This is a genomic window from Pseudomonas fluorescens group sp. PF-1 (genome assembly GCF_054481335.1).
The window spans coordinates 250012-270945 of the sequence record NZ_JBTMNG010000001.1; the positions used below are offsets into that span (position 1 = coordinate 250012).

Annotated in this window: 16 protein-coding genes; 4 read left to right on the plus strand and 12 right to left on the minus strand. The window is 61.2% G+C overall.

Going from position 1 to position 20934, the window contains the following annotated elements; all coding sequences use genetic code 11:
* The first annotated feature begins 39 nt into the window (after window positions 1-39).
* Complete coding sequence (locus ACX3YD_RS01225; RefSeq protein WP_458959106.1) at window positions 40-531, plus strand: M48 metallopeptidase family protein; 492 nt, start codon at window positions 40-42, stop codon at window positions 529-531.
* Window positions 532-548: 17 nt separating this feature from the next.
* Window positions 549-845, plus strand: coding sequence for a winged helix-turn-helix domain-containing protein (locus ACX3YD_RS01230; RefSeq protein ID WP_007894945.1), 297 nt, complete (start codon window positions 549-551; stop codon window positions 843-845).
* A 106-nt stretch (window positions 846-951) separates the two neighbouring features.
* Here the strand turns inward: ACX3YD_RS01230 and ACX3YD_RS01235 are convergent, their stop codons facing one another.
* Window positions 952-1404 carry a GNAT family N-acetyltransferase gene (locus ACX3YD_RS01235; protein ID WP_047534377.1) on the minus strand — a complete coding sequence of 151 codons (453 nt, stop codon included), beginning with the start codon at window positions 1402-1404 and terminating at the stop codon, window positions 952-954.
* 255 nt (window positions 1405-1659) lie between these two features.
* On the opposite strand from ACX3YD_RS01235, the gene ACX3YD_RS01240 reads away from it, so the two are divergent.
* Complete coding sequence (locus ACX3YD_RS01240; RefSeq protein WP_458959107.1) at window positions 1660-2397, plus strand: substrate-binding periplasmic protein; 738 nt, start codon at window positions 1660-1662, stop codon at window positions 2395-2397.
* 133 nt (window positions 2398-2530) lie between these two features.
* On the opposite strand, the gene yccS is transcribed toward ACX3YD_RS01240, so the two are convergent.
* The 9 genes from yccS to betI form a co-directional block, all read right to left on the minus strand.
* Window positions 2531-4714 (minus strand): YccS family putative transporter, encoded by a 2184-nt coding sequence (gene yccS, locus ACX3YD_RS01245; RefSeq protein WP_458959108.1) that lies wholly within the window; start codon window positions 4712-4714, stop codon window positions 2531-2533.
* Window positions 4715-4966: 252 nt separating this feature from the next.
* Window positions 4967-6145, minus strand: a complete 1179-nt coding sequence (locus ACX3YD_RS01250) for a BaiN/RdsA family NAD(P)/FAD-dependent oxidoreductase (protein ID WP_458959109.1) — start codon at window positions 6143-6145, stop codon at window positions 4967-4969.
* 147 nt (window positions 6146-6292) lie between these two features.
* Window positions 6293-7630, minus strand: coding sequence for an ATP-dependent RNA helicase DbpA (dbpA, locus tag ACX3YD_RS01255; protein ID WP_458960381.1), 1338 nt, complete (start codon window positions 7628-7630; stop codon window positions 6293-6295).
* Window positions 7631-7735: 105 nt separating this feature from the next.
* Window positions 7736-9163 (minus strand): multidrug transporter subunit MdtD, encoded by a 1428-nt coding sequence (gene mdtD, locus ACX3YD_RS01260; protein ID WP_458959110.1) that lies wholly within the window; start codon window positions 9161-9163, stop codon window positions 7736-7738.
* A 162-nt stretch (window positions 9164-9325) separates the two neighbouring features.
* Window positions 9326-10663, minus strand: coding sequence for a TldD/PmbA family protein (locus ACX3YD_RS01265; RefSeq protein ID WP_458959111.1), 1338 nt, complete (start codon window positions 10661-10663; stop codon window positions 9326-9328).
* Window positions 10663-12105 (minus strand): TldD/PmbA family protein, encoded by a 1443-nt coding sequence (locus tag ACX3YD_RS01270; RefSeq protein ID WP_458959112.1) that lies wholly within the window; start codon window positions 12103-12105, stop codon window positions 10663-10665. Before ACX3YD_RS01270 ends, ACX3YD_RS01265 begins: the two co-directional genes overlap by 1 nt.
* Before the next feature lie 266 nt (window positions 12106-12371).
* Window positions 12372-14072, minus strand: coding sequence for a choline dehydrogenase (gene betA / locus ACX3YD_RS01275; RefSeq protein ID WP_458959113.1), 1701 nt, complete (start codon window positions 14070-14072; stop codon window positions 12372-12374).
* 180 nt (window positions 14073-14252) lie between these two features.
* Entirely contained in the window at window positions 14253-15725 is a 1473-nt protein-coding gene (gene betB, locus ACX3YD_RS01280; RefSeq protein ID WP_458959114.1) for a betaine-aldehyde dehydrogenase, read from the minus strand.
* 107 nt (window positions 15726-15832) lie between these two features.
* Window positions 15833-16426, minus strand: a complete 594-nt coding sequence (betI, locus tag ACX3YD_RS01285) for a transcriptional regulator BetI (RefSeq protein WP_047534344.1) — start codon at window positions 16424-16426, stop codon at window positions 15833-15835.
* Window positions 16427-16805: 379 nt separating this feature from the next.
* Between betI and ACX3YD_RS01290 the strand changes: the two genes are divergently transcribed.
* Window positions 16806-18746 (plus strand): BCCT family transporter, encoded by a 1941-nt coding sequence (locus ACX3YD_RS01290; protein ID WP_236693156.1) that lies wholly within the window; start codon window positions 16806-16808, stop codon window positions 18744-18746.
* A gap of 153 nt (window positions 18747-18899) precedes the next feature.
* On the opposite strand, the gene choV is transcribed toward ACX3YD_RS01290, so the two are convergent.
* On the minus strand, window positions 18900-20078 hold the full coding sequence (gene choV / locus ACX3YD_RS01295; RefSeq protein ID WP_103404188.1) for a choline ABC transporter ATP-binding protein: 1179 nt from the start codon (window positions 20076-20078) through the stop codon (window positions 18900-18902).
* Window positions 20075-20920: a choline ABC transporter permease subunit gene (gene choW, locus ACX3YD_RS01300; RefSeq protein ID WP_090466659.1), complete on the minus strand. Its 846-nt coding sequence runs from the start codon at window positions 20918-20920 to the stop codon at window positions 20075-20077. Before choW ends, choV begins: the two co-directional genes overlap by 4 nt.
* Window positions 20921-20934: the final 14 nt, after the last annotated feature.

The window sequence follows — 20934 nt, forward strand, 5'->3', positions numbered from 1 at the left end:
TACACTGGCGACCTTTTCGTCACTTGTGTTGCCGCACCGATGACCGCGTTGAAATACCTCCAGGCTTACCCCGCCACGCTGCAGGACCAGGTACGCCAGTTGATCGCTGACGGTCGACTGGGCGACTACCTGAGCCAGCGTTACCCGCAAAAGCATGACGTGCAGAGCGATAAGGCGCTGTACACCTACGCGCTCGACCTCAAGCAGGAATACCTGCGCAATGCCCCGGCCATCGACAAGGTGTTGTTCGACAACCGTCTGGACCTGACGCACCGCGCGCTCGGTCTGCACACCACGATTTCCCGGGTGCAGGGTGGCAAGCTCAAGGCCAAGAAAGAAATTCGCATCGCCTCGCTGTTCAAGGAAGCGCCTTCCGAATTTCTGAAAATGATCGTGGTGCATGAGTTGGCGCACTTCAAAGAGTCCGATCACAACAAGGCGTTCTACAAACTGTGCGAACACATGCTGCCGGGCTATCACCAGGTGGAGTTCGATGTGCGGGTCTACCTGACCTGGCGGGATCTGCAATAAAAGAAAAGGATCGTCAGATGGATGTCAGCAAGACCAAAAGCAGCTTCTACCGTCGCCTGTACGTGGCGTACTTGATCGACAGCGGGTTGGCCAGCAGCGTTCCTGCGTTGACCGAGGTGACCGGCATGCCTCGGCGTACGGCCCAGGACACCATCGCCGCATTGGCGGATCTGGATATCGTTTGCGAGTTCGAGCAGGAAGAAGGTGCACGCAACCACGCCGGGCGCTATCGGATTCGCGAGTGGGGAGCGATCGATCGGGGATGGATCGAGCGCAATTTGCGGCAGATCAAGGCCGTGCTGGAGTATCCCTGAGATATGTGGCGCCGGTGATGACGCCCTCGCGGGCAAGCCACGCTCCCACAAGGTTTGTGTCGTTTGCTAAAAACCTGTGGGAGCTGGCTTGCCAGCGATGGGGCCCTTACTGACGACGCATGCCGATATGTGGAATGCCATCCTCGACGTATTCCTCACCGGCCACCACAAACCCGTACCGCCCGTAATACCCCTGCAAATGCGCCTGGGCCGAGAGGTAGATCGGGACGTCGGGCCAGTACTTTTCGGCCTGTTTCAGCGCCTGGGCCATCAGCTCATGACCCAGCCCGGTGCCTCGTGCGGCGGGGGCAATGACCACTCGCCCGATCACCACGTCGCCGCCCTGTTGCTCGGGGTCCAGCAGTCGCAGATAGGCCACCAGGCGATCGCCGTCCCACGCCATCAAATGGCAGGTGTCACCTTCCAGGTCCTGGCCATCAATATCCTGATAGACGCATTTCTGTTCGACGACAAAGACCTCGTCACGCAGTTGCAGAATGGCGTACAGCTGTTCCTTGCCCAGATCGCTGTGGTGTTTGCAGACCCAATCGATTGTCATGTCCTGATTCCCTGAAAACGTCCTCGGGATACTAAGCGTCCTGACGCTGGATGTCTTTATGGCGGAGAAAACTGTGATAAAGACCAAAATGCCATCATTCATTTTTCGCGCCACTGTCATCTTTGTGTAATCTGGGCTCAAGCGATGTGCAGTGGCTTCAATGAGCTAATGTTTAGTGCCTGGGTGTGCCGGTACGGGGCTTGGAGTTTGGCTGAAAAACACGTCGGGCGGCCCGCCCGCTAAGGATTTTCTAGCATGCCGCGATTGCATCGAGCCTTTGCCTTGATTGGATTGTTGTTGCTGATTCAAAGTGCAGCAGCCGAAAAGCTGCGCCTGGTGGCAGATGTCTGGCCACCGTTTACCGACGCCACGCTGGTCAATGGTGGGTTGGCTACCGATATTGTCAGCACCGCCCTGGCGCGTGCCGGGTATGCCAGTGATTTCGAGCAGGTGCCTTGGGCGCGCGCACTGCTGGGCGTGGGCGAGGGTCGCTACGACGTGCTGGTCAACGCCTGGTACAACTACGAACGCACAAAGGTCGGCCAGTTCTCCGCCGGGTACCTGATCAATCGCATACGCTTCCTCAAGCGCAAGGACGCGCCAATCGAATTCAACGATCTGCAGCAACTGCACAGTTATCCGATTGCGGTCGTGCGTGGCTACGCCTATTCGGCGGCGTTCGATGAAGACGAATCACTGCAGAAGATCCCGGTGCACGGCTTTGCCATGGCCGTGCGCATGGTCGCCGCCGACAGGGTCAAGCTGACCCTGGAGGACGAGTACGTCGCCCGGTATTACCTGGCCCGTGAGTCGCCCAAGGTGCACAACGCCGTGGAGTTTCTGCCCAAGTCCCTGAGCGAGAACAGCCTGCATATTCTGGTCAGCCTGAAGAACCCGCAGCATGAACAGATCGTTGCCGGTTTCGACCGCGAGATCGCGGCGATGAAGGCGGATGGGAGTTATGAGCGGTTGATGAAGCAGCATGGGATGTAGATGGGGCTGATGGCCTCATCGCTGGCAAGCCAGCTCCCACAGTGTCCGGTGGGTTACACAGGATTTGTGTCCAACGCGATTCCCTGTGGGAGCTGGCTTGCCAGCGATGACGCCCGTCAGGACACCGCAGTCCTCAATTCTCGCTCGTATCCTTGATCAAATGGGCCGCCAGCGTCCGTAGTGGTCCCAGTTGCCGGCAGATCAATGCCAGTTGAGTCTGCACCAGCCGCTGGCCTTCATCGATTTCATCGGGCATCTGCTCAAGCTCATTGGCCAGCGCTTCTTCCTCATCGCTCTGAATGGCAATCGCCGATTTACTGGCAAGGCCCTGGGCGATTTCGTCGATGCTGGTGGCCAGTTTCACGCCGGCCCCTTCGATCAAATGCTCGCGCACATCTGCTGGCAACTGCGTTTCCCGGTGCGCCCCCAGGCCTGACAGATAGCTGAGCAAGGTGTGCGACAGCACCAGAAAACGGAAACCCACATCCGCTTCCTTACGGAAATACCCCGGTTCCATCAGCATGTTCGCCAGCGTGGTCGACAGCGCAGCGTCGGCGTTGTGCGCGTTTCGCCGGGCCAGGCGATACGACAGGTCGTCGCTTTTGCCGGCGGCGTATTGCTGCATGATCTGGCGCAGGTAAATGCTGTTGCAGGACAGGGTGTTGGCCAGCACTTTGTTCAGGCGCCGACCCTGCCAGTCCGGGAGGAACAGGAACACCGCGAGGCCGGCGATCAGGCCGCCGAGCAAGGTGTCGAACAGCCGTGGCAAAAACAATCCGTAGCCATCGCCCACCTGGTTGAAGCAGAACAGCACCATCAAGGTAATCGCCGCCGTGGCCACGGTGTAACGGGTGGTGCGATTGGTAAAGAACACCACTCCGGCGGCAATCGCGAAGCAGGACTGGATCAACGGATTGGGGAACAGGTCGAACAGCGCCCAGGCCAGGGTCAGGCCGATGGCGGTGCCGATGATCCGTTGACCGAGTTTGCGCCGGGTCGCGCCGTAGCTCTGTTGGCAGACAAAGAGTGTCGTCAGGATGATCCAGTAGCCCTGGGACGGGTGAATCAAATGCACCATCGCGTAGCCGATGCTCAAGGCCAGAGGCAAGCGCAGGGCGTGGCGGAACAGCAGGGACGTCGGGGTCAACTGTGTGCGCAGGCGTACCCAGACATCCTTGAGGTTACGTGGCGAGCGGTCGAGCAGGCTGCTGTCGGTGGCGTCGGCCAGGGCGTCGGGGTTGCTCGCATCGCTGAGCAAGCGGTCGAGGGTGCCGAGGTTGGCTGCCAGTGCCCGCAACGAGCGCAACAAACCGCGCCAGGCCGGATTGCTCTGGATGCGCAGATGTTCGAGGGAGGCATGCAGGTCGCTCAGGGCTTCGGCGAAGCTGGCGTCATAGATGAACGGCTGGCGCATCTGGATCGACTCGGCCAGCGCCCGGCAGGCCTTGCCTTGCTGGCGCAGCAGGCGTTGGCAGCGGAACAGCACGTCGCTATGGAAGAACGCCTCGGCCAGCGCGTTATACGGGTAGTGCGAGGAGCTGGCGCGTTCGTGGATGTCCTGAGCGAGAAAGTACAGCTTCAGGTAGCGGCTGACTTTCGAGCCCGGCCGGCCGTTGCCGACCCGGTGCAGGATGATTTCCTTGGCGGCGTTCAGCGCGGCGACCACGCGACCGTTCTGCTGGGCCAATTCCAGACGCCGTGCTTCCACGTCCATCTGACGGATCGGCTCGAACAGCGACGACTTCAACTTCAGGTAAAAACCCAATTCACGGAACAACCGCGCCAGACTTTGCTGCACCGGCTGGTTGGAAAACAGCGCCTGCCACAACACCGACAGAAAACCGTACCAGGCCGCGCCGGCTACCAGCAGCACGGGCTCGTGCCAGAAATCGGTCACCGCACCGCCGCGCTGGTCGACGCCAATCATGGTGTAGACCGACAGAATCAGCGTCGCCGAGGCAATTGCCCCGTAGCGTTCGCCCAGGGCACCAAGCATCGTCAGGCAGAACGCAGCCAGGGCGAAGGCAATGATGAAAATGATGGGGTAGGGGAACAGCAGTTCGACCGACAGCGCGGCGATCAGGAAACACACCAGCGTCACCGCCAGCGCGTTGAGACGGCCTTGCCAACTGTCGTCGGTTTCGGCCAGGGCGCTGGCAATAATCCCCAGGAACAGCGGGATCAGCAGCCCCATTTCATCCTGATACCAACACAGCGCCATGGTGCCGGTCAGGGCGATGAACACCCGCACGCTGTAACTGAATTTATCCAGCGCCCAAAGGCGACGCAGAGACTGACGAAACGAAGTCGATGACATGAAGTGCGAGGGCCTTCCGAGGCGATGACGCTAAATTGAGCCAGTAATGACGCCGATGCAATGGCGGCGATCACTTCTGATAGCAAAATCTGTTCCTTTGAGATCCTGTGCCGACCGCGATCTTTGAGATTGATAGAGAACCCTGTGGGCGCTGGCTTGCCAGCGATAGCGACCTGACAGTCAACAAAGATGTTGGATGTACCGGCCTAATCGCTGGCAAGCCAGCTCCCACAGGGATTGTATTGACATTGGTCAGACGTACTGCGCCGCCGCATAGCCCGACGCCCACGCCCACTGGAAGTTGAAACCGCCCAGGTGCCCGGTCACGTCGAGCACTTCACCGATGAAGTACAGGCCAGGGCTTTTCAGCGATTCCATGGTCTTGGAGGACACCTCGTTGGTATCGACGCCACCCAGGGTCACTTCAGCGGTGCGGTAGCCTTCGGTGCCGGCCGGGACGATTTTCCAGCTCGCCAGTTTCTCGGCGATGGCGGCGATTTCCCCGTGGGTGTACTGCTTCATCGGTTTGGAGACGAACCAGTTGTCCGCCAGCAGGTTGGCCATCTTCTTGGTGAAGATTTCACCTAGCAGGGTTTTCAGCTCGCTGTTGGGGCGTTCGGCTTGCTGCTGTTGCAGCCAGGACGGCACGTCATGGTCGGGCATCAGGTTGATCTCGACCGTGTCGCCGGACTCCCAGAACGAGGAAATCTGCAGAATCGCCGGGCCGCTCAGGCCGCGGTGAGTGAACAGGATGTTCTCGCGGAAGCTCTGGTCATTGCAGCTCACCAGGCAATCGACCGAAGTGCCAGACAGCTCGGTGCACAATTCCTTGAGCTGATCGGTGATGGTGAACGGCACCAGCCCGGCGCGGGTCGGCAGCAGTTCGTGGCCGAACTGCCTGGCCACCTGATAGCCGAAACCGGTGGCACCCAGGGTCGGAATCGACAGGCCGCCGGTGGCGATCACCAGGGATTCGCACGTCACCTGGCCCAGCGTAGTGTCCAGCAGGTAGCCCTTTTCGAGTTTCTCGATGGTCTGGATCGGGGTGTCCAGGTGCAGGCTGACGCCGACCTGGTCGCACTCGTTGAGCAGCATGTCGAGGATGTCGCTGGATTTGTTATCGCAGAACAACTGGCCGAGCTTTTTCTCGTGGTACGGCACACCGTGCTTGGCGACCATGCCGATGAAATCCCACTGGGTGTAGCGGGCCAGGGCGGATTTACAGAAATGCGCGTTCTGCGAAAGGAAATTGCCGGGTTCTGTGTACATGTTGGTGAAATTACAGCGGCCACCGCCCGACATCAGGATTTTCTTGCCGGCCTTGTTCGCGTGGTCGAGCAGCAACACCTTGCGCCCGCGCCCGGCGGCCGTCAGCGCGCACATCAACCCTGCGGCGCCAGCGCCAATGATCACGACTTCGGTAGAGCGCAAAACGGTGTCCTCACACAAATTTCATGTTCACCAGAAACCATTGTGGGAGCGGGCTTGCCCGCGATGGCGGACTGACAGGCAACATGAATGTTGAATGTACTGACCTCATCGCGGGCAAGCCCGCTCCCACAGGGTCGGTGGCGTTTTTTACAGGATGCGCACGCGCAGCGAACGGCCCTTGATCTTGCCGTCGTTCAGGCGCTGCAGGGCTTGCTTGGCGATACCGCGTTCAACCGCTACATAGGCCTGGAAATCGAAGATTGCGATCTTGCCCACCTGAGCGCCGGGAATACCGGCATCGCCGGTCAGTGCACCGAGAATGTCGCCCGGACGGACCTTGTCCTTGCGGCCGGCGCCGATGCACAGCGTGCTCATCTGCGGCAGCAGCGGACCACCGCCCTGCGAAGTCAGGTTGTCCACCTGGTCCCAGGTCAACGGCGATTTCTGCAACTGCTCGATGGCTTGGGCGCGCTGCGCTTCGGACGGTGCGACCAGGCTGATCGCCAGACCTTTCTCACCAGCGCGGCCGGTACGGCCAACACGGTGGATGTGGATTTCCGAGTCACGGGCCAGCTCGACGTTGATCACCATGTCCAGCGAGTCGATGTCCAGGCCGCGCGCGGCGACATCGGTGGCCACCAGTACCGAAGTACTGCGGTTGGCGAACATCGCCAGGACCTGGTCGCGATCACGCTGTTCCAGATCGCCGTGCAGGCCGACGGCGGAAATGCCTTTGGCGGTCAGGTGATCGACGGTTTCCTGAACCTGCTGCTTGGTGAAGCAGAACGCCACGCAGGACGCCGGCCGGAAGTGGCCCAGCACCTTGGTCACCGCGCTCATGCGCTCTTCCGGGGAGATTTCGTAGAAGCGCTGCTCGATCTGCGTGTCGTCGTGGAACGCCTCGGCCTTCACTTGCTGCGGGTTACGCATGAACTTGGCGGCCAACTGCTTGATGCCCACCGGATAGGTGGCGGAGAACAGCAGGGTCTGGCGACGTTCCGGAGCCTGCATGATGATTTCTTCGATGGAATCGTAGAAACCCATGTCGAGCATGCGGTCGGCTTCGTCGAGGATCAGGGTGTTCAGGCCGTGAAGCACCAGCGAACCTTTGCGCAGGTGCTGCTGAATGCGCCCCGGGGTGCCGACGATGATGTGCGCGCCGTGTTCCAGCGAAGCGATCTGCGGGCCGAGGGACACGCCACCGCACAGGGTCAGGACCTTGATGTTGTCTTCGGCACGGGCCAGGCGACGGATTTCCTTGGCGACCTGGTCAGCCAGCTCGCGGGTCGGGCACAGGATCAGTGCCTGGCAACCGAAGTAGCGCGGATTGATCGGGTTCAGCAGGCCGATACCGAAGGCTGCGGTCTTGCCGCTGCCGGTCTTGGCCTGGGCGATCAGGTCCATCCCCTTGAGGATCACCGGCAAGCTTTGTGCCTGGATCGGCGTCATCTGGGCATAACCGAGGGAGTCGAGGTTAGCCAGCATGGCGGCGGACAGCGGCAAAGTATTAAAAGCGGTGGCGATGGTGGTCACGGGACTGGCCTGCAAAACAAAATGTCGCGCAGTGTACCAGCCCAGTGGCCATTCGCCCTAAGGCTCTATGTGTTGTTCCGGACGTTTGACGCGCCGTCCGTCTTCCTTTGAGAGCTGCGAGAAGATGGTTGCAGCCAACATCGCCATGATGCCGACGGTCACAAAAGTCAGTTGGAACGCGCCGAGCACGGTTTCCACGCCATCATTTCCAACCTTCGCCGTGAACCCGCCAAGCAACGCACCGGCGCAGGCCACGCCCAGGCTCAGGGACAATTGCGCGACCACCGACAGCAGGCTGTTGCCGCTGCTGGCGCTGGCGTCATCTAGGTCGATCAGGGTCACGGTGTTCATGGCGGTGAACTGCAAGGAGTTGATCGCCCCCAGGATCGCCAGCAGGCACAGCAGCAGCCAGTACGGCGTCTGTTCGCTGACCAGGCCCATGCTCGCCAGCATGATGCCCAGGGCCAGGGTGTTGCCGGTCAGCACGATGCGGTAGCCCAGGCGCTCGATCAGCGGTCGCGCCACCCACTTGGCGATCATCGCCGCAGCCGCCAGCGGCAGCATGCTCATCCCGGCCTGGGACGGTGAATAGCCCAGCGCCACCTGCAGCAGCAATGGCACCAGAAACGGCAGGGCGCCGCTGCCCAGCCGGGCAAACAGGTTGCCGAGAATGCCGACCGCGAAGGTGCGGGTCTTGAACAGCGAAGGCGCGAACAGCGGGTTTTCGGTATGCCCGGCACGCAACCAGTACGCCGCCAGACACGCCAGGCCGCCGAACAGCAGCAACATCACCCGCAGGTGCGGCAGGTGCAGTTCCCCCAGGCCTTCCATGGCGATGGTGATCAGAATCATCGCCGCGCCGAACAGCAGGAAACCCAGGCTATCGAAACGGGTGCGCTCGGTGCCGCGCAGGTCCGGGATGAATTTCCAAACGGCGTAACAACCGATCAGCCCCACCGGCAGGTTGATCAGGAAGATCCAGTGCCACGTCAGGTATTCCACCATCCAGCCGCCCATGGTCGGGCCGATCAACGGGCCGAGCAGTCCGGGAATGGTGATGAAACCCATGATCCGCACCAGCTCCGAACGCGGATAGGCCCGCAGCACCACCAGCCGCCCGACCGGCAGCATCAGGGCACCGCCCAGGCCCTGGATGACCCGGGCGCCGATCAACAGGGTCAGGCTGGTCGACAGCGCGCACAGCAATGAGCCGATGCTGAACAGCAGGATCGCGCCGAAGAAGATTTTCCGGGTGCCGAAGCGATCGGCGATCCAGCCCGAAGCCGGGATCAGCAAGGCGACCGTGAGCATGTAGGCGATGATCACACCCTGCATGCGCAATGGGTCTTCCGCAAGGTCTGCGGCCATGGCCGGCAGGGCGGTGTTGAGGATCGTCCCGTCGAGGGACTGCATGAAGAAGGCAATGGCGACGACCCACGGCACCCAGCGGGCGGTGACAGGGTCGAGAGGCGGGCGGTTGGGCATGGGACCTCTTGTCAATGTGAGCTATCCACCATTCCTGTAGGAGCGAGCCTGCTCCAGGCGGCGTTCCGACGATGAACTCAAGGACGCCGCGGGGTATCAGGTTCCCCGCGCTATCGTTCGCCGACATCGCGAGCAGTCTCGCTCCTACAGGGTTTTGGGTGTTTACAGGGTCAAGGTAAGTTTGCTGACCAACGCCCCCGGCAACAACGCCGACGCCGTGGCCCGCTGGCTGTAGGTACTGGCCGATAACAGCATTTCGCGCTCCTGGGTCAGTGCCTCCAACTGCGAGCCGAGCAGGCTGAAGGCGCTGTCGTCGAAACGCATGGTGCTGACCGGCGCCTGAATCTCGCCGTTCTCGACCCAGAACGTCGCAAACCGGGTCATGCCGGTCAGGCGCGCTGCCGGTTGGTCCGAGTAGTTCAGGTACCACAGGTTGCTGATGTACAAGCCGGTGCCCAGTTGCTTGAGGATTTCAGCTTCGGGCAACGAACCGCCCTTCATGTTCAAGGCATTGGGCGATTCGCCGCCGCTGGCGCCGTTGGCGGTCAAGCCGTATTCGGCGGCACTGCGCGATCCCACCAATTGCGCGCCCGCCTTGCCCTCGACAATCAGTTTGAGGTCACTGCGCGGATAGCCTTCGTCGGAGAACGCCGGGCTCAGGGAGCCGCTGACTTTTTCGTCCAGCGAGACCAGCGGACTGAACGCGTGGTCGCCCCCGTAGAGTTTCTGCAACGGGCTGCTTTTGCTGGCGATCGACTGCGCCGAAAAACCGCCCCAGCACAGCATGCTCATGATCTCTTCCAATGCCGCTGGCGCGAGGTAGGCGCGGTACTGACCGGGCGCCAGCGTGCGTAACGGTCGGCCCAGAAACTCAAGCTGCTCGCGGGCCTGCCGGAAGCGTCTGGCAAAGTCTTCGCTGCTCCAGTCGTGCCCGGCGTAGCTGGCTTTCACCGCCTGGCCGTTTTCATGGAACAGGCTGAAATCGAAGTTGAAACTGTTGGCCTGATGCCAGCCGAAGGCACCAGCGGAACTGGCAAAGCCACGGCTGATGGGACCGGCGGCGTAGAAGCCGACCAGATCCAGGCCCTCAGCCGCTTGCGCGATTTCAGCGACCACTTGCTCGGTATCCGGCAGCGGATGCTCCTGCACGTTCTTGCTCTGCCAGCCGTTGTAGTTCAGCAACAGGTACGGATCCTGCGGCAGCAGCGGCAAGGTTTCGCGCAGCTGTTGCAGGCCTTCGGACAGACGCTGCAAGTCGACTTCCGGGTCGCCAGCCAGGGTGATGTGCAAATCCGCGTGTCGACCCTCGTTGATCAATTTCAAACCGATGCTCGCCTGCTGCACCTGACCGGACTGGCGCACCCGGGCGTGGTTGAAGCGCACGAAGGCCGACGACTCGGCGGCATAGCTGAGGGTGAACTGTTCCGGTTCGCGCAGGGCTTCACGCAAACCGGCGACCAATGCCTTGAACGACTCGGCCTGGGTTTTCGATGGACTCATCAGGCGTCTCCTCCAAACACATCCACATGGCTGAACACACAGGCCGGCGAAGCATGGCCGACGCGGATCACCTGATTCGGTTCGCCCTTGCCGCAGTTGGGGGTGCCGAGCACCTTGAAGGTACTGGCATCGCCGACGGCGCTGAGGCTCTTCCAGAACTGCGCGGAAATCGCCCGGTAATTCGGGTTTTTCACCACGCCCTTGAGTTCGCCATTTTCAATCAACTGGCCCCATTCGCAGCCGAATTGGAACTTGTTGCGCGCGTCGTCGATGGACCACGAGCGGTTGGTGCTCATCAAGATGCCGTGCTCGATGTTGCCGATCAGTTGCGCAAGCGACTGATCGCCAGGCTCGATGTTGAGGTTGGCCATGCGGTCGATCGGCGGGCGGTTCCAGCCGCAGGCGCGGCTGTTGGCGACGCCTTCCAGGCCGGTGCGGAACTGCGACAACGCACCACCCAATGGCCGCAGCAGCAGGCCTTCGCGGATCAGGAACTGTTTGCTGGCGGCGCTGCCGTCGTCGTCATGGCCGTAGCTGGCGAGCTGTTCGGGGATGTCCGGGTCGAAGGTCACGTTGAGCAGCTTCGAGCCGTATTGCAGGCTGCCGAAGTCTTCGGCTTTGACGAAGCTGGTGCCCGCGTAATTGCGTTCGTCACCGAGGATGCGATCCAGCTCCAGCGGGTGGCCGATGGATTCGTGGATCTGCAGCATCATTTGGTCAGGCATCAGCAACAGGTCGCGCGGGCCTTGCGGTGTGTTTGGCGCCAGCAGCAATTGCAGCGCCTGGTCCGCGACTGTCGGTCCGGCACCGACCAGGCCGCAACGGCTGATGACATCGGCGCCGCCCTGTTGGCCGAAGTTCTCGCGACCGAGGCTGCGGGTCTGGCTGTCGTTGCCGTCATAGGCCGTGACGTCGAGGCCGGGATAGACGAAACGTTGGGCCTGACGCAATTCGGCGCCGGCGCTGTTGAGGTAGATCTGCTCGACATGGGTGATGCCGATGCTCACCTGCCAGTTCACCAGGCGCTCGTCCTTGGGCACGGCGGCGGATTCGGCGCCGAGCAACTGATAACAGTCACTCAGGGACGGGAACGGCTGGTCGAGGTTCGGCGAGAAATAATCGGCGCGAGCCGTCGATACGGCATGGTCGCTCAAGTCCAGCAAGGCGTGGGGCTTGAGTCGGCGAGCTTGCTGTTCGGCGCGTTCGAGGGCGGCTTGCAGGCCTTGTTGCGACAGGTCGTTGGTGGCGGCATAGGCTTCGACACCGTTGACCCGCACCGTCAGCATCGCGCCTTCGTCACGGCTCAGGCTCGGCGGTTCGGCGACGTTCTTGCGCACCGACAGGTACTGGCCGGACTCGCGCACATAACGCAGGGAAAAGAATTCAGCGCCCGTGCGCAAGGCAGCAAAACGCTGCTTGAGCTGGGGATGGAAATCGAACATTCGGGAACCTCCTTGGTGTGGAGCATCGATGTTGCGAGGGGAGGGTGAAACGTTTGCGTGGCGCTAGAGTAGGCCTGTGCGGGGGGTAGGATCAAGGTTGGAGCGGTGTGGGAGGGGATTGCTGTGTCTGGCAGGAAAATTTGTACTGGTTTGCCCGGCCTCATTGCGGGCAAGCCCGCTCCCACAGGATTCGCGTGATTTCACTATCCACGCATGACCTTGTGGGAGCGGGCTTGCCCGCGATGGGAGCGACGTGGTTTTACGCCTTATGCAGTCTGGCTCACTTCCCGCATCGGCTTGCCCTTCACCGGCGCATCACCGGCCACGTAGTAGTCAGCCTTGCTGCGTGGCAGTGGCTTGCGACCACGGATCTTGTCGGCGATTTTCTCGGCGATCATGATCGTTGGCGCGTTGAGGTTGCCGGTGGTGATGATCGGCATGATCGAGGCGTCGACCACCCGCAGGCCCTGCATGCCATGTACGCGACCTTCGCCATCGACCACGGCCATCTCGTCGGTGCCCATCTTGCACGAGCAGGACGGGTGGAACGCGGTTTCGGCGTGCTCGCGGATGAACTTGTCCAGTTGCTCGTCGGTTTGCACGTCGATGCCGGGGCTGATTTCGCGGCCGCGGAAGGCGTCCAGTGCCGGCTGTTGCATGATTTCGCGGGTCAGGCGAATGCCGTCGCGGAATTCCTGCCAGTCCTGCTCGGTGGCCATGTAGTTGAACAGGATGCTCGGGTGCTGGCGCGGGTCCTTGGACTTGGCCTGGATGCGACCACGGCTCGGCGAACGCATGGAACCCATGTGCGCCTGGAAGCCGTGCTCTTTCACACCGTTGCTGCCGTTGTAGTTAATCGCTACCGGCAGGAAGTGGTACTGGATGTTCGGCCACTCGAATTCCGGACGGGTGCGGATGAAACCGCCGGCTTCGAACTGGTTGCTGGCGCCGATGCCGGTGCCGTTGAACAGCCATTCGGCACCGATGGCCGGTTGGTTCCACCACAGCAGCGATGGGTACAGCGAGACCGGTTGGGTGCACGCGTATTGCAGGTACAGTTCAAGGTGGTCCTGCAGGTTTTCACCGACGCCCGGCAGGTCGTGGACCACCGGAATATCGAGTTTTTTCAGCAGTTCGGCCGGGCCGACACCGGAGCGTTGCAGGATCTGCGGCGACGCGATGGCGCCGGAGCACAGCAGCACTTCCTTGCGTGCCTTGACCTCGACACGCTCTTCGGCGGCGCCGACCAGGTAACGCACGCCGACCGCACGCTTGCCTTCGAACAGGATCTTGTCGGTCAGGGCGTGGGTAACGATGGTCAGGGTCGAGCGCTTCTTGGCGATGTCCAGGTAGCCGCGCGCGGTACTGGAGCGACGGCCCTTGGGCGTCACGGTGCGGTCCATCGGGCCGAAGCCTTCCTGCTGGTAGCCGTTCAAGTCTTCGGTACGCGGGTAACCGGCCTGCACGCCGGCTTCAACCATGGCGTGGAACAGCGGGTTGTTGCCTGCCTTGGGCGTGGTCACGCTGACCGGGCCTTCGCCACCGTGGTAATCGTTCGGGCCGATGTCGCGTGTTTCGGCTTTGCGGAAATACGGCAGGCAGTCCAGGTAGGTCCAGTCTTCCAGGCCTGGCAGTTTGGCCCAGCCGTCGTAGTCCATGGCGTTGCCGCGGATGTAGCACATGCCGTTGATCAGCGAAGAGCCGCCCAGGCCCTTGCCGCGCCCGCACTCCATGCGACGACCGTCCATGTGCGGTTCCGGATCGGTTTCGTAGGCCCAGTTGTAGCGACGGCCTTGCAGCGGGAACGCCAGGGCGGCCGGCATCTGCGTGCGGAAGTCGGAACGGTAGTCCGGGCCGCCCGCTTCGAGCAGCAGGACGGTGACGCCTTCGTCTTCAGTCAGACGGGTCGCCAGGGTGTTACCGGCCGAGCCGGCACCGATGATGATGTAATCGAATTCTTGGGACATTGAATGCACCCTCTTTAGATGTGGTCAGGTCGGACCCAGGCGAGTGCTGCGCACTCGAATCGCTGGCAAGTCAGCTCCCTCAAGGATTGGGGGCCGCCACAGATTTGGTGGGCGACACCAAACCTGTGGGAGCTGGCTTGCCAGCGATGACGGCCCGGCAAGCAATACACGACTCGGGTCTTAGAACACCGAGGCGTAATCGCCCAGCTCGACCTGTACCGATTTGATGCGGGTGAAGTTGTTCAGCGAGCTGATGCCATTCTCACGACCCACACCCGACTGCTTGTAACCGCCGACCGGCATCTTGGCGTCGGATTCGCCCCAGGCGTTGATCCAGCAGATACCGGCTTCGAGTTGATGAATCACGCGGTGGGCGCGGTTCAGGTCGCGGGTGACGATACCGGCGGCCAGGCCGAAGTCGGTGTCGTTGGCGCGACGGATCACTTCTTCTTCGGTTTCGTAGGTGAGGATCGCCATCACCGGGCCAAAGATTTCTTCACGGACGATGGTCATGTCGTCAGTGCAGTCAGTGAACACGGTCGGGGCCACGAACGCGCCCTTGGCAAATTCGCCGTCGGTCAGACGTTCGCCGCCGCACAGCAGGCGGGCACCTTCTTCCTTGCCCTTGGCGATGTAGCCCAGCACGCTTTCCATGTGGGCGAAGCTGACCAGCGGGCCGAAGTTGGTGTTTTCGTCTTGCGGGTTGCCAACGCGAATGCGCGCAACGCGTTCAACGATCTTGGCTTCGAAAGCGGCTTTGAGGTGCTTCGGTACGAACACGCGAGTGCCGTTGGTGCAGACCTGACCGGAGCTGTAGAAGTTGGCCATCATCGCGGTGTCGGCAGCGCGATCGAGGTCGGCGTCGTCGCAGATGATCAGCGGGGATTTGCCGCCCAGCTCCATGGTCACGTCCTTGAGCGAAGAGCTCGAAGCGCTGGCCATGACTTTCTTGCCGGTGTCGGTGCCGCCGGTGAACGAAACTTTTTCGATGCGCGGGTGCTCGGTCAGCCAGGTGCCGACTTCGCGGCCGCTGCCGGTCAGAACGTTGAACACGCCAGCCGGCAGGCCTGCCTCGGTGTAGATCTCGGCCAGTTTCAGGGTCGTCAGGGAAGTGACTTCGCTTGGCTTGAAGATCATTGCGTTACCGGCCGCCAGGGCTGGAGCGGATTTCCACAGGGCGATCTGAATCGGGTAGTTCCACGCGCCGATACCGGCCACGACGCCCAGCGGCTCGCGACGGGTGTAGACGAACGAGGTGGTGCGCAGCGGGATTTGTTCGCCTTCGATGGCGGGCACCAGGCCTGCGTAGTACTCCAGCACATCAGCGCCGGTGACGATGTCGACGTAGCGGGTTTCGGAATATGCCTTGCCGGTGTCCAGGGTTTCCAGGGCGGCCAGTTCGTCATTGCGCTCACGCAGGATGTCCACGGCACGACGCAGGATGCGCGAACGCTCCATCGCGGTCATTGCCGCCCAGATTTTCTGACCCTTTTCAGCGCTGACCACGGCGCGCTCGACGTCTTCCTTGGTCGCACGCTGTACTTTTGCGAGGACTTCACCGTTAGCCGGGTTGATGGCTTCGAAAGTGGCGTCGCTGCTGGCGTCGGAGTACGCGCCATCGATGTAGAGTTTTTGCAGTTCGAAACGGGCCATATTGTCCTCGCAAGAGCATAAGTGGTTGGCGTTAACCACCGGGCGTGCCGTGCAGCCTTGGCATCGCGGGTCGGTGGCGGTTCAGGGGTCGAGCGGTTATGTGTGCTCTAACTCACCTGCTTGGCCAATTGGATATCCATGTATTCGTAAGCGATCTGCTGCGCCTGCCCGGTGTCGAAAGCGTCTCCCGACAGCGCGCCGCGCAACCACAACCCGTCAATGAGGGCTGCCAGGCCGCGGGCGGCGCTGCGCGCTTGATCGAGCGGCAACACGCGGCGGAACTGGCAGCACAGGTTGGAATACAGACGGTGATCGTTGATCCGCTGCAACCTGTGCAAAGACGGCTGGTGCATGCTGGTGGCCCAGAAGGCCAGCCAGGTTTTCATTGCCGGGCCATTGACCTGGCTGGCGTCGAAGTTGCCTTCGATGATCACCCGCAGATGCGCCCGGGGGCTGTCATCCGCCAGCGCCTGTCGGCGCAGGGTGACGCTCTCGCTCAGGACGCTCATCAGATACCGCATCGTGGCGGCGATCAGGCCGTTCTTGTCCTGAAAATAGTGACTGATGATGCCATTCGAGACACCGGCCAAACGGGCGATCAGCGCAATGCTGGCGTCCCCCATTCCGACCTGATCGACGGCCTGCAAAGTGGCTTCGATCAACTGCTGACGGCGGATGGGTTGCATACCGACCTTGGGCATCTTGCACATCTCCTTAGGCCTTCCGGCGGACGAAGAACGACCACCGGACTGAGGCCAGTCTATTTTGTTTTGATTGAACGTTCAATCAACAAAGAATAAGATCTGCGACAAATCGTCGCTGCTTGCAGATTTTTCCTACATGTAAATGGCGAAAAACCGACATCCGAAAACGCTCGAACCCTGTACGCGCTGGCGTCTGCGGGGCTTCGGGCTTTTTTCGGCGTGTCTTTATATCACCCACCGGTCGGCTGCCCACTAACCGATTGGTCGGGTACCACACTGCCTTGCGTTCTTCTCTCGCACTGCCTGGAGCATCTGTGCCATGAGTTCTGCCTCGCTAATAAAGACCCCACCAGAAAAGGTGACGGTCAACGGTTGGGTGTTCTACACCTCTACCGCGTTGATTCTGTTGTTGACCGCCATTCTGATCATCGCCCCGCAAGAGGCCGGCAGAATGCTCGGCACCGCTCAGGCCTGGTTATCCCGCAGCTTCGGCTGGTACTACATGGTGGTGATCGCCGCCTACCTGATTTTCGTCGTCGGCCTGGCGTTTTCGTCCTACGGCAAGCTCAAGCTCGGCAGCAAGGACGACACCCCGGACTTCAGCTACGGCGCCTGGGCGGGGATGCTGTTCTCGTCGGGTATCGGCATTTCGTTGCTGTACTTCGGTGCGTCCGAGCCGCTGGACCACTACTTCAATCCACCGGAAGGCGTGGCGGGCAGCAACCTGGCCGCCCGTCAGGCCGTTCAGCTGACGTTCCTGCACTGGGGCCTGCACGGCTGGGCGATCTATGCGCTGGTCGGCCTGGCCGTGGCGTACTTTGCCTATCGGCATAACCAGCCGCTGGCGTTGCGTTCGGCGTTGTACCCGCTGGTGGGCGAACGTTGGGTCAAAGGCGCGGCGGGTCATGCGGTGGACGGCTTCGGCATGTTCGTGACCCTGTTGGGTCTGGTGACCAACCTGGGGATTGGTTCGCTGCAAGTGTCGTCGGGCCTTGAAAACCTGTTCGGCATGCAGCACAGCAACACCAACCTGCTGATCGTCATCATCGTGATGAGCACCGTGGCGACCATCGCTGCGGTATCGGGTGTGGAAAACGGCATCCGTCGTCTGTCCAACCTGAACATCGTGCTGTTCAGCGGCCTGCTGATTTTCGTGCTGCTGTTCGGCCCGACCCTGCACCTGCTCAACGGCTTTGTGCAGAACGTCGGTGATTACCTCAACGGCGTGGTGCTGAAAACCTTCGACCTCTATGTGTACGAAGGCGACAGTGAGAAGTCCGACCGCTGGTTGGGCCTGTGGACTCTGTTCTACTGGGCCTGGTGGATTTCCTGGGCGCCATTCGTGGGCATGTTCGTCGCGCGTATCTCCCGTGGCCGCACGGTGCGTGAGATGGTGGCCGGCGTGCTGCTGATTCCGCTGGGTTTCACCCTGGCATGGCTGTCGATCTTCGGTAACTCGGCGCTGGACCTGGTGATGAACCATGGGGCGGTGGAGCTCGGCAAGACGGCGCTGGAGCAGCCGTCCATGGCGATCTACCAATTGCTGGAGCATTACCCGGCGTCGAAGGTTGTGATCGGCGTGTCGATCTTTGTCGGTTTCGTGCTGTTCCTGACCCCGGCGGATTCCGGCGCGGTGATGATGGCCAACCTTTCGTGCAAGGGCGGTAACGTCGATGAAGACGCCCCGCACTGGCTGCGGATCTTCTGGTCGGTGGTGATCACCCTGGTGACCATTGGCCTGCTGTTCGCCGGTAACTTCGAAGCGATGCAAACCATGGTGGTGCTGGCTGGTTTGCCGTTCTCGGTGGTGCTGGTGTTCTTCATGTTCGGCTTGCACAAGGCCATGCGCCAGGACGTGCAGATCGAACAGGAACAAGCCGAGTTGGCGGCGCGCGGTCGTCGTGGTTTCAGCGAGCGCTTGACGCAACTGGACCTGCAACCGAGCCAGTCGATCGTTCAGCGTTTCATGGACAAGCATGTGAGTCCGGCGTTGCAGGATGCGACGGCGCAAATGCGTGCTCAAGGCCTGGAAGTTCAGACGCTGCTGGGCAAGTCCAAGCGTTGCATGGGCGTGCGGGTCGAGATGGAAGAGGGCAACCCGTTTGTCTACGAAGTGAGCCTGGACGGCTACCTGGCCACGCCAACCGAATCGGCTCAGTCGGATGAAACGCGCCAGCGTTACTACCGCGCCGAGGTGTACCTGCACAACGGCAGCCAGGACTACGACTTGATGGGCTTCACCCAGGATCAGATCACCCGTGACGTGCTCGATCAGTTTGAAAGCCATCGGCAGCTCCTTGGCCGGGTGTACAGCTAAACAGCAAGTGCGCGGTGTTTGGGTCTGAAGCACCGCGTCAGCTTCATCGCCAGCAGGCTGGCGATGGGGGCATCAGATTCAACTCTGGATTGCCCTATATCCCGATAAACAAAAACGCCGCGATCCTCTCGCGGCGTTTTTGTGTGTGTTGCCTTACCCCAGGTTCTTGCCGAGCAGCGCGTGGTACAGCTCGCTGTCGCCGAGAATCCCGACCACGTGGTTGTTGTCGTGGAGCACCAGTTTGTTGCCGGTCTGATAACGAATCTGCAGCGCGTCGCGCATGCCGATATTCGAGTCCACCAGCGTTGGCCGACGACCCAAGCCTTCCACCGCCTGACCCGGTACCCAGTTCTGCAGGTCCAGGGCCGAGCCGTTCTGGCGCGCACCCTTGATGGTGTTGCCTTCCGCCAGGTCCAGCCAGGAGTCGCCGCCCGGATCAAGGCACACCGAACCGTTGATGCGCTTGCAGTTGTCCAGGGTGCGCATCAGGCTGCGACCGCACAGCACGTTCAGCGGGTTGGTGTGGGCCACGAAGGTCCGCACGTAGTCGTCCGCCGGGTTCAGCACGATCTCTTCCGGCACGCTGTACTGGATGATCCGGCCGTCTTTCATGATCGCGATACGGCTGCCGAGCTTGAGGGCTTCATCGAGGTCGTGGCTCACGAACACAATGGTTTTGCTCAGCTTGCGTTGCAGTTCCAGCAGTTCGTCCTGCAGGCCCTGGCGGATCAGCGGGTCGAGGGCCGAGAACGGTTCGTCCATCAGCAGAATGTCGGCGTCCATCGCCAGGGCGCGGGCCAGGCCCACACGTTGCTGCATACCACCGGACAGCTCGTTGGGTTTCTTGTTGCGCCACTGGGTCAGGCCCACCAGCTCAAGCTTGTCGTCCACCAGCTTGCGCCGTTCTTTCTCGGGACGGCCCTGCATTTCGAGGCCGAAGCTGATGTTCTCGCGCACCGTCAGCCAAGGCATCAAGGCGAACTTCTGGAACACCATCGCAATGCGCTTGGTGCGCATCATTTTCAGTTCTGCGGGGGTACAGGACGCAATGTCGATCTGCTTGCCTTCGTGCTCGACGAACAGCTTGCCGCGGCTGACGGTGTTGAGGCCGTTGATGCAGCGCAACAGGCTGGACTTGCCGGAACCAGACAGGCCCATCAGTACGCAGATTTCACCTTTTTCGATATCCAGGCTGGCCTTTTCGACCCCCACGATCTGCCCGGTCTTTTTCAGGATCTCGTTACGGGTCATGCCCTGATCCAGCAGCTTGAGCGCCTCGCGTGGATCCTTGGCGAAGATAACGTCGACGTTATCGAAGCGAATAATGCTCATGCGTCACCCCCTACTTTGGCGTCGGGTTGTTTGCAGATACGGTCGAGCATGATCGCCAGCAGTACGATCGCCAGGCCGGCTTCGAAGCCCAGGGCGATATCAGCGGTATTCAGTGCGTTGACCACCGGTTTGCCCAGGCCATCGGCGCCCACCAGTGCCGCGATCACCACCATCGACAACGACAGCATGATGCACTGGGTGATGCCGGCCGCGATGCTTGGCATGGCGTGGGGCAGTTCGATTCGCGAGAGCAACTGACGGCGCGAGCAGCCAAAGGCCTTGCCGGCGTCCATCAATTCTTCCGGAACATCGCGGATACCCAGGTAGGTCAGGCGGATGGGCGCGGCAATCGCGAACACCACCGTCGAAATCAGACCCGGGACCACACCCAGACCGAAGAGGGTCAGGGTAGGAATGAGGTACACGAACGTCGGTACGGTCTGCATCAGATCGAGTACCGGACGCATCAGCGTGTAGAACATCGGTTTGTGCGCGGCGACGATGCCCAGGGGGACGCCGATAACCACGCAGACCAGGGTGGCGAACATCACCTGGGCGAGGGTTTCCATGGTTTCCTGCCAGTACCCCAGATTGAGGATCAGCAGAAAGGAGGCAATGACGAATACGGTCAGGCCCCATTTGCGTTGGATGAAGTGTGCCAGTAGCGCGATGAGGCCGATCAATGCCAGCGGGTTGAACCAGGTCAGCGCAAACGTCACGCCGTGGATCATCGTTTCCAGTGTCACGGCGATTGCGTCGAAAGTGCTGGCGCCGTGTTGCGTCAACCATTCAACGAAGCCCGCGATGTACTGGCCTAGGGGGATTTTCTGATCAATCAGCATGGTAGTGAACGTCC

Coding starts and splice junctions, on each gene's coding strand:
- choW (WP_090466659.1), bottom strand. CDS start 20,920: ATGCTGATTGATCAGAAAATCCCCCTAGGCCAGTACATCGCGGGCTTC.
- ACX3YD_RS01240 (WP_458959107.1), top strand. CDS start 1,660: ATGCCGCGATTGCATCGAGCCTTTGCCTTGATTGGATTGTTGTTGCTG.
- mdtD (WP_458959110.1), bottom strand. CDS start 9,163: ATGCCCAACCGCCCGCCTCTCGACCCTGTCACCGCCCGCTGGGTGCCG.
- ACX3YD_RS01225 (WP_458959106.1), top strand. CDS start 40: ATGACCGCGTTGAAATACCTCCAGGCTTACCCCGCCACGCTGCAGGAC.
- dbpA (WP_458960381.1), bottom strand. CDS start 7,630: ATGCTGGCTAACCTCGACTCCCTCGGTTATGCCCAGATGACGCCGATC.
- choV (WP_103404188.1), bottom strand. CDS start 20,078: ATGAGCATTATTCGCTTCGATAACGTCGACGTTATCTTCGCCAAGGAT.
- ACX3YD_RS01235 (WP_047534377.1), bottom strand. CDS start 1,404: ATGACAATCGATTGGGTCTGCAAACACCACAGCGATCTGGGCAAGGAA.
- ACX3YD_RS01230 (WP_007894945.1), top strand. CDS start 549: ATGGATGTCAGCAAGACCAAAAGCAGCTTCTACCGTCGCCTGTACGTG.
- betA (WP_458959113.1), bottom strand. CDS start 14,072: ATGTCCCAAGAATTCGATTACATCATCATCGGTGCCGGCTCGGCCGGT.
- ACX3YD_RS01265 (WP_458959111.1), bottom strand. CDS start 10,663: ATGAGTCCATCGAAAACCCAGGCCGAGTCGTTCAAGGCATTGGTCGCC.
- betI (WP_047534344.1), bottom strand. CDS start 16,426: ATGCCCAAGGTCGGTATGCAACCCATCCGCCGTCAGCAGTTGATCGAA.
- yccS (WP_458959108.1), bottom strand. CDS start 4,714: ATGTCATCGACTTCGTTTCGTCAGTCTCTGCGTCGCCTTTGGGCGCTG.
- betB (WP_458959114.1), bottom strand. CDS start 15,725: ATGGCCCGTTTCGAACTGCAAAAACTCTACATCGATGGCGCGTACTCC.
- ACX3YD_RS01270 (WP_458959112.1), bottom strand. CDS start 12,105: ATGTTCGATTTCCATCCCCAGCTCAAGCAGCGTTTTGCTGCCTTGCGC.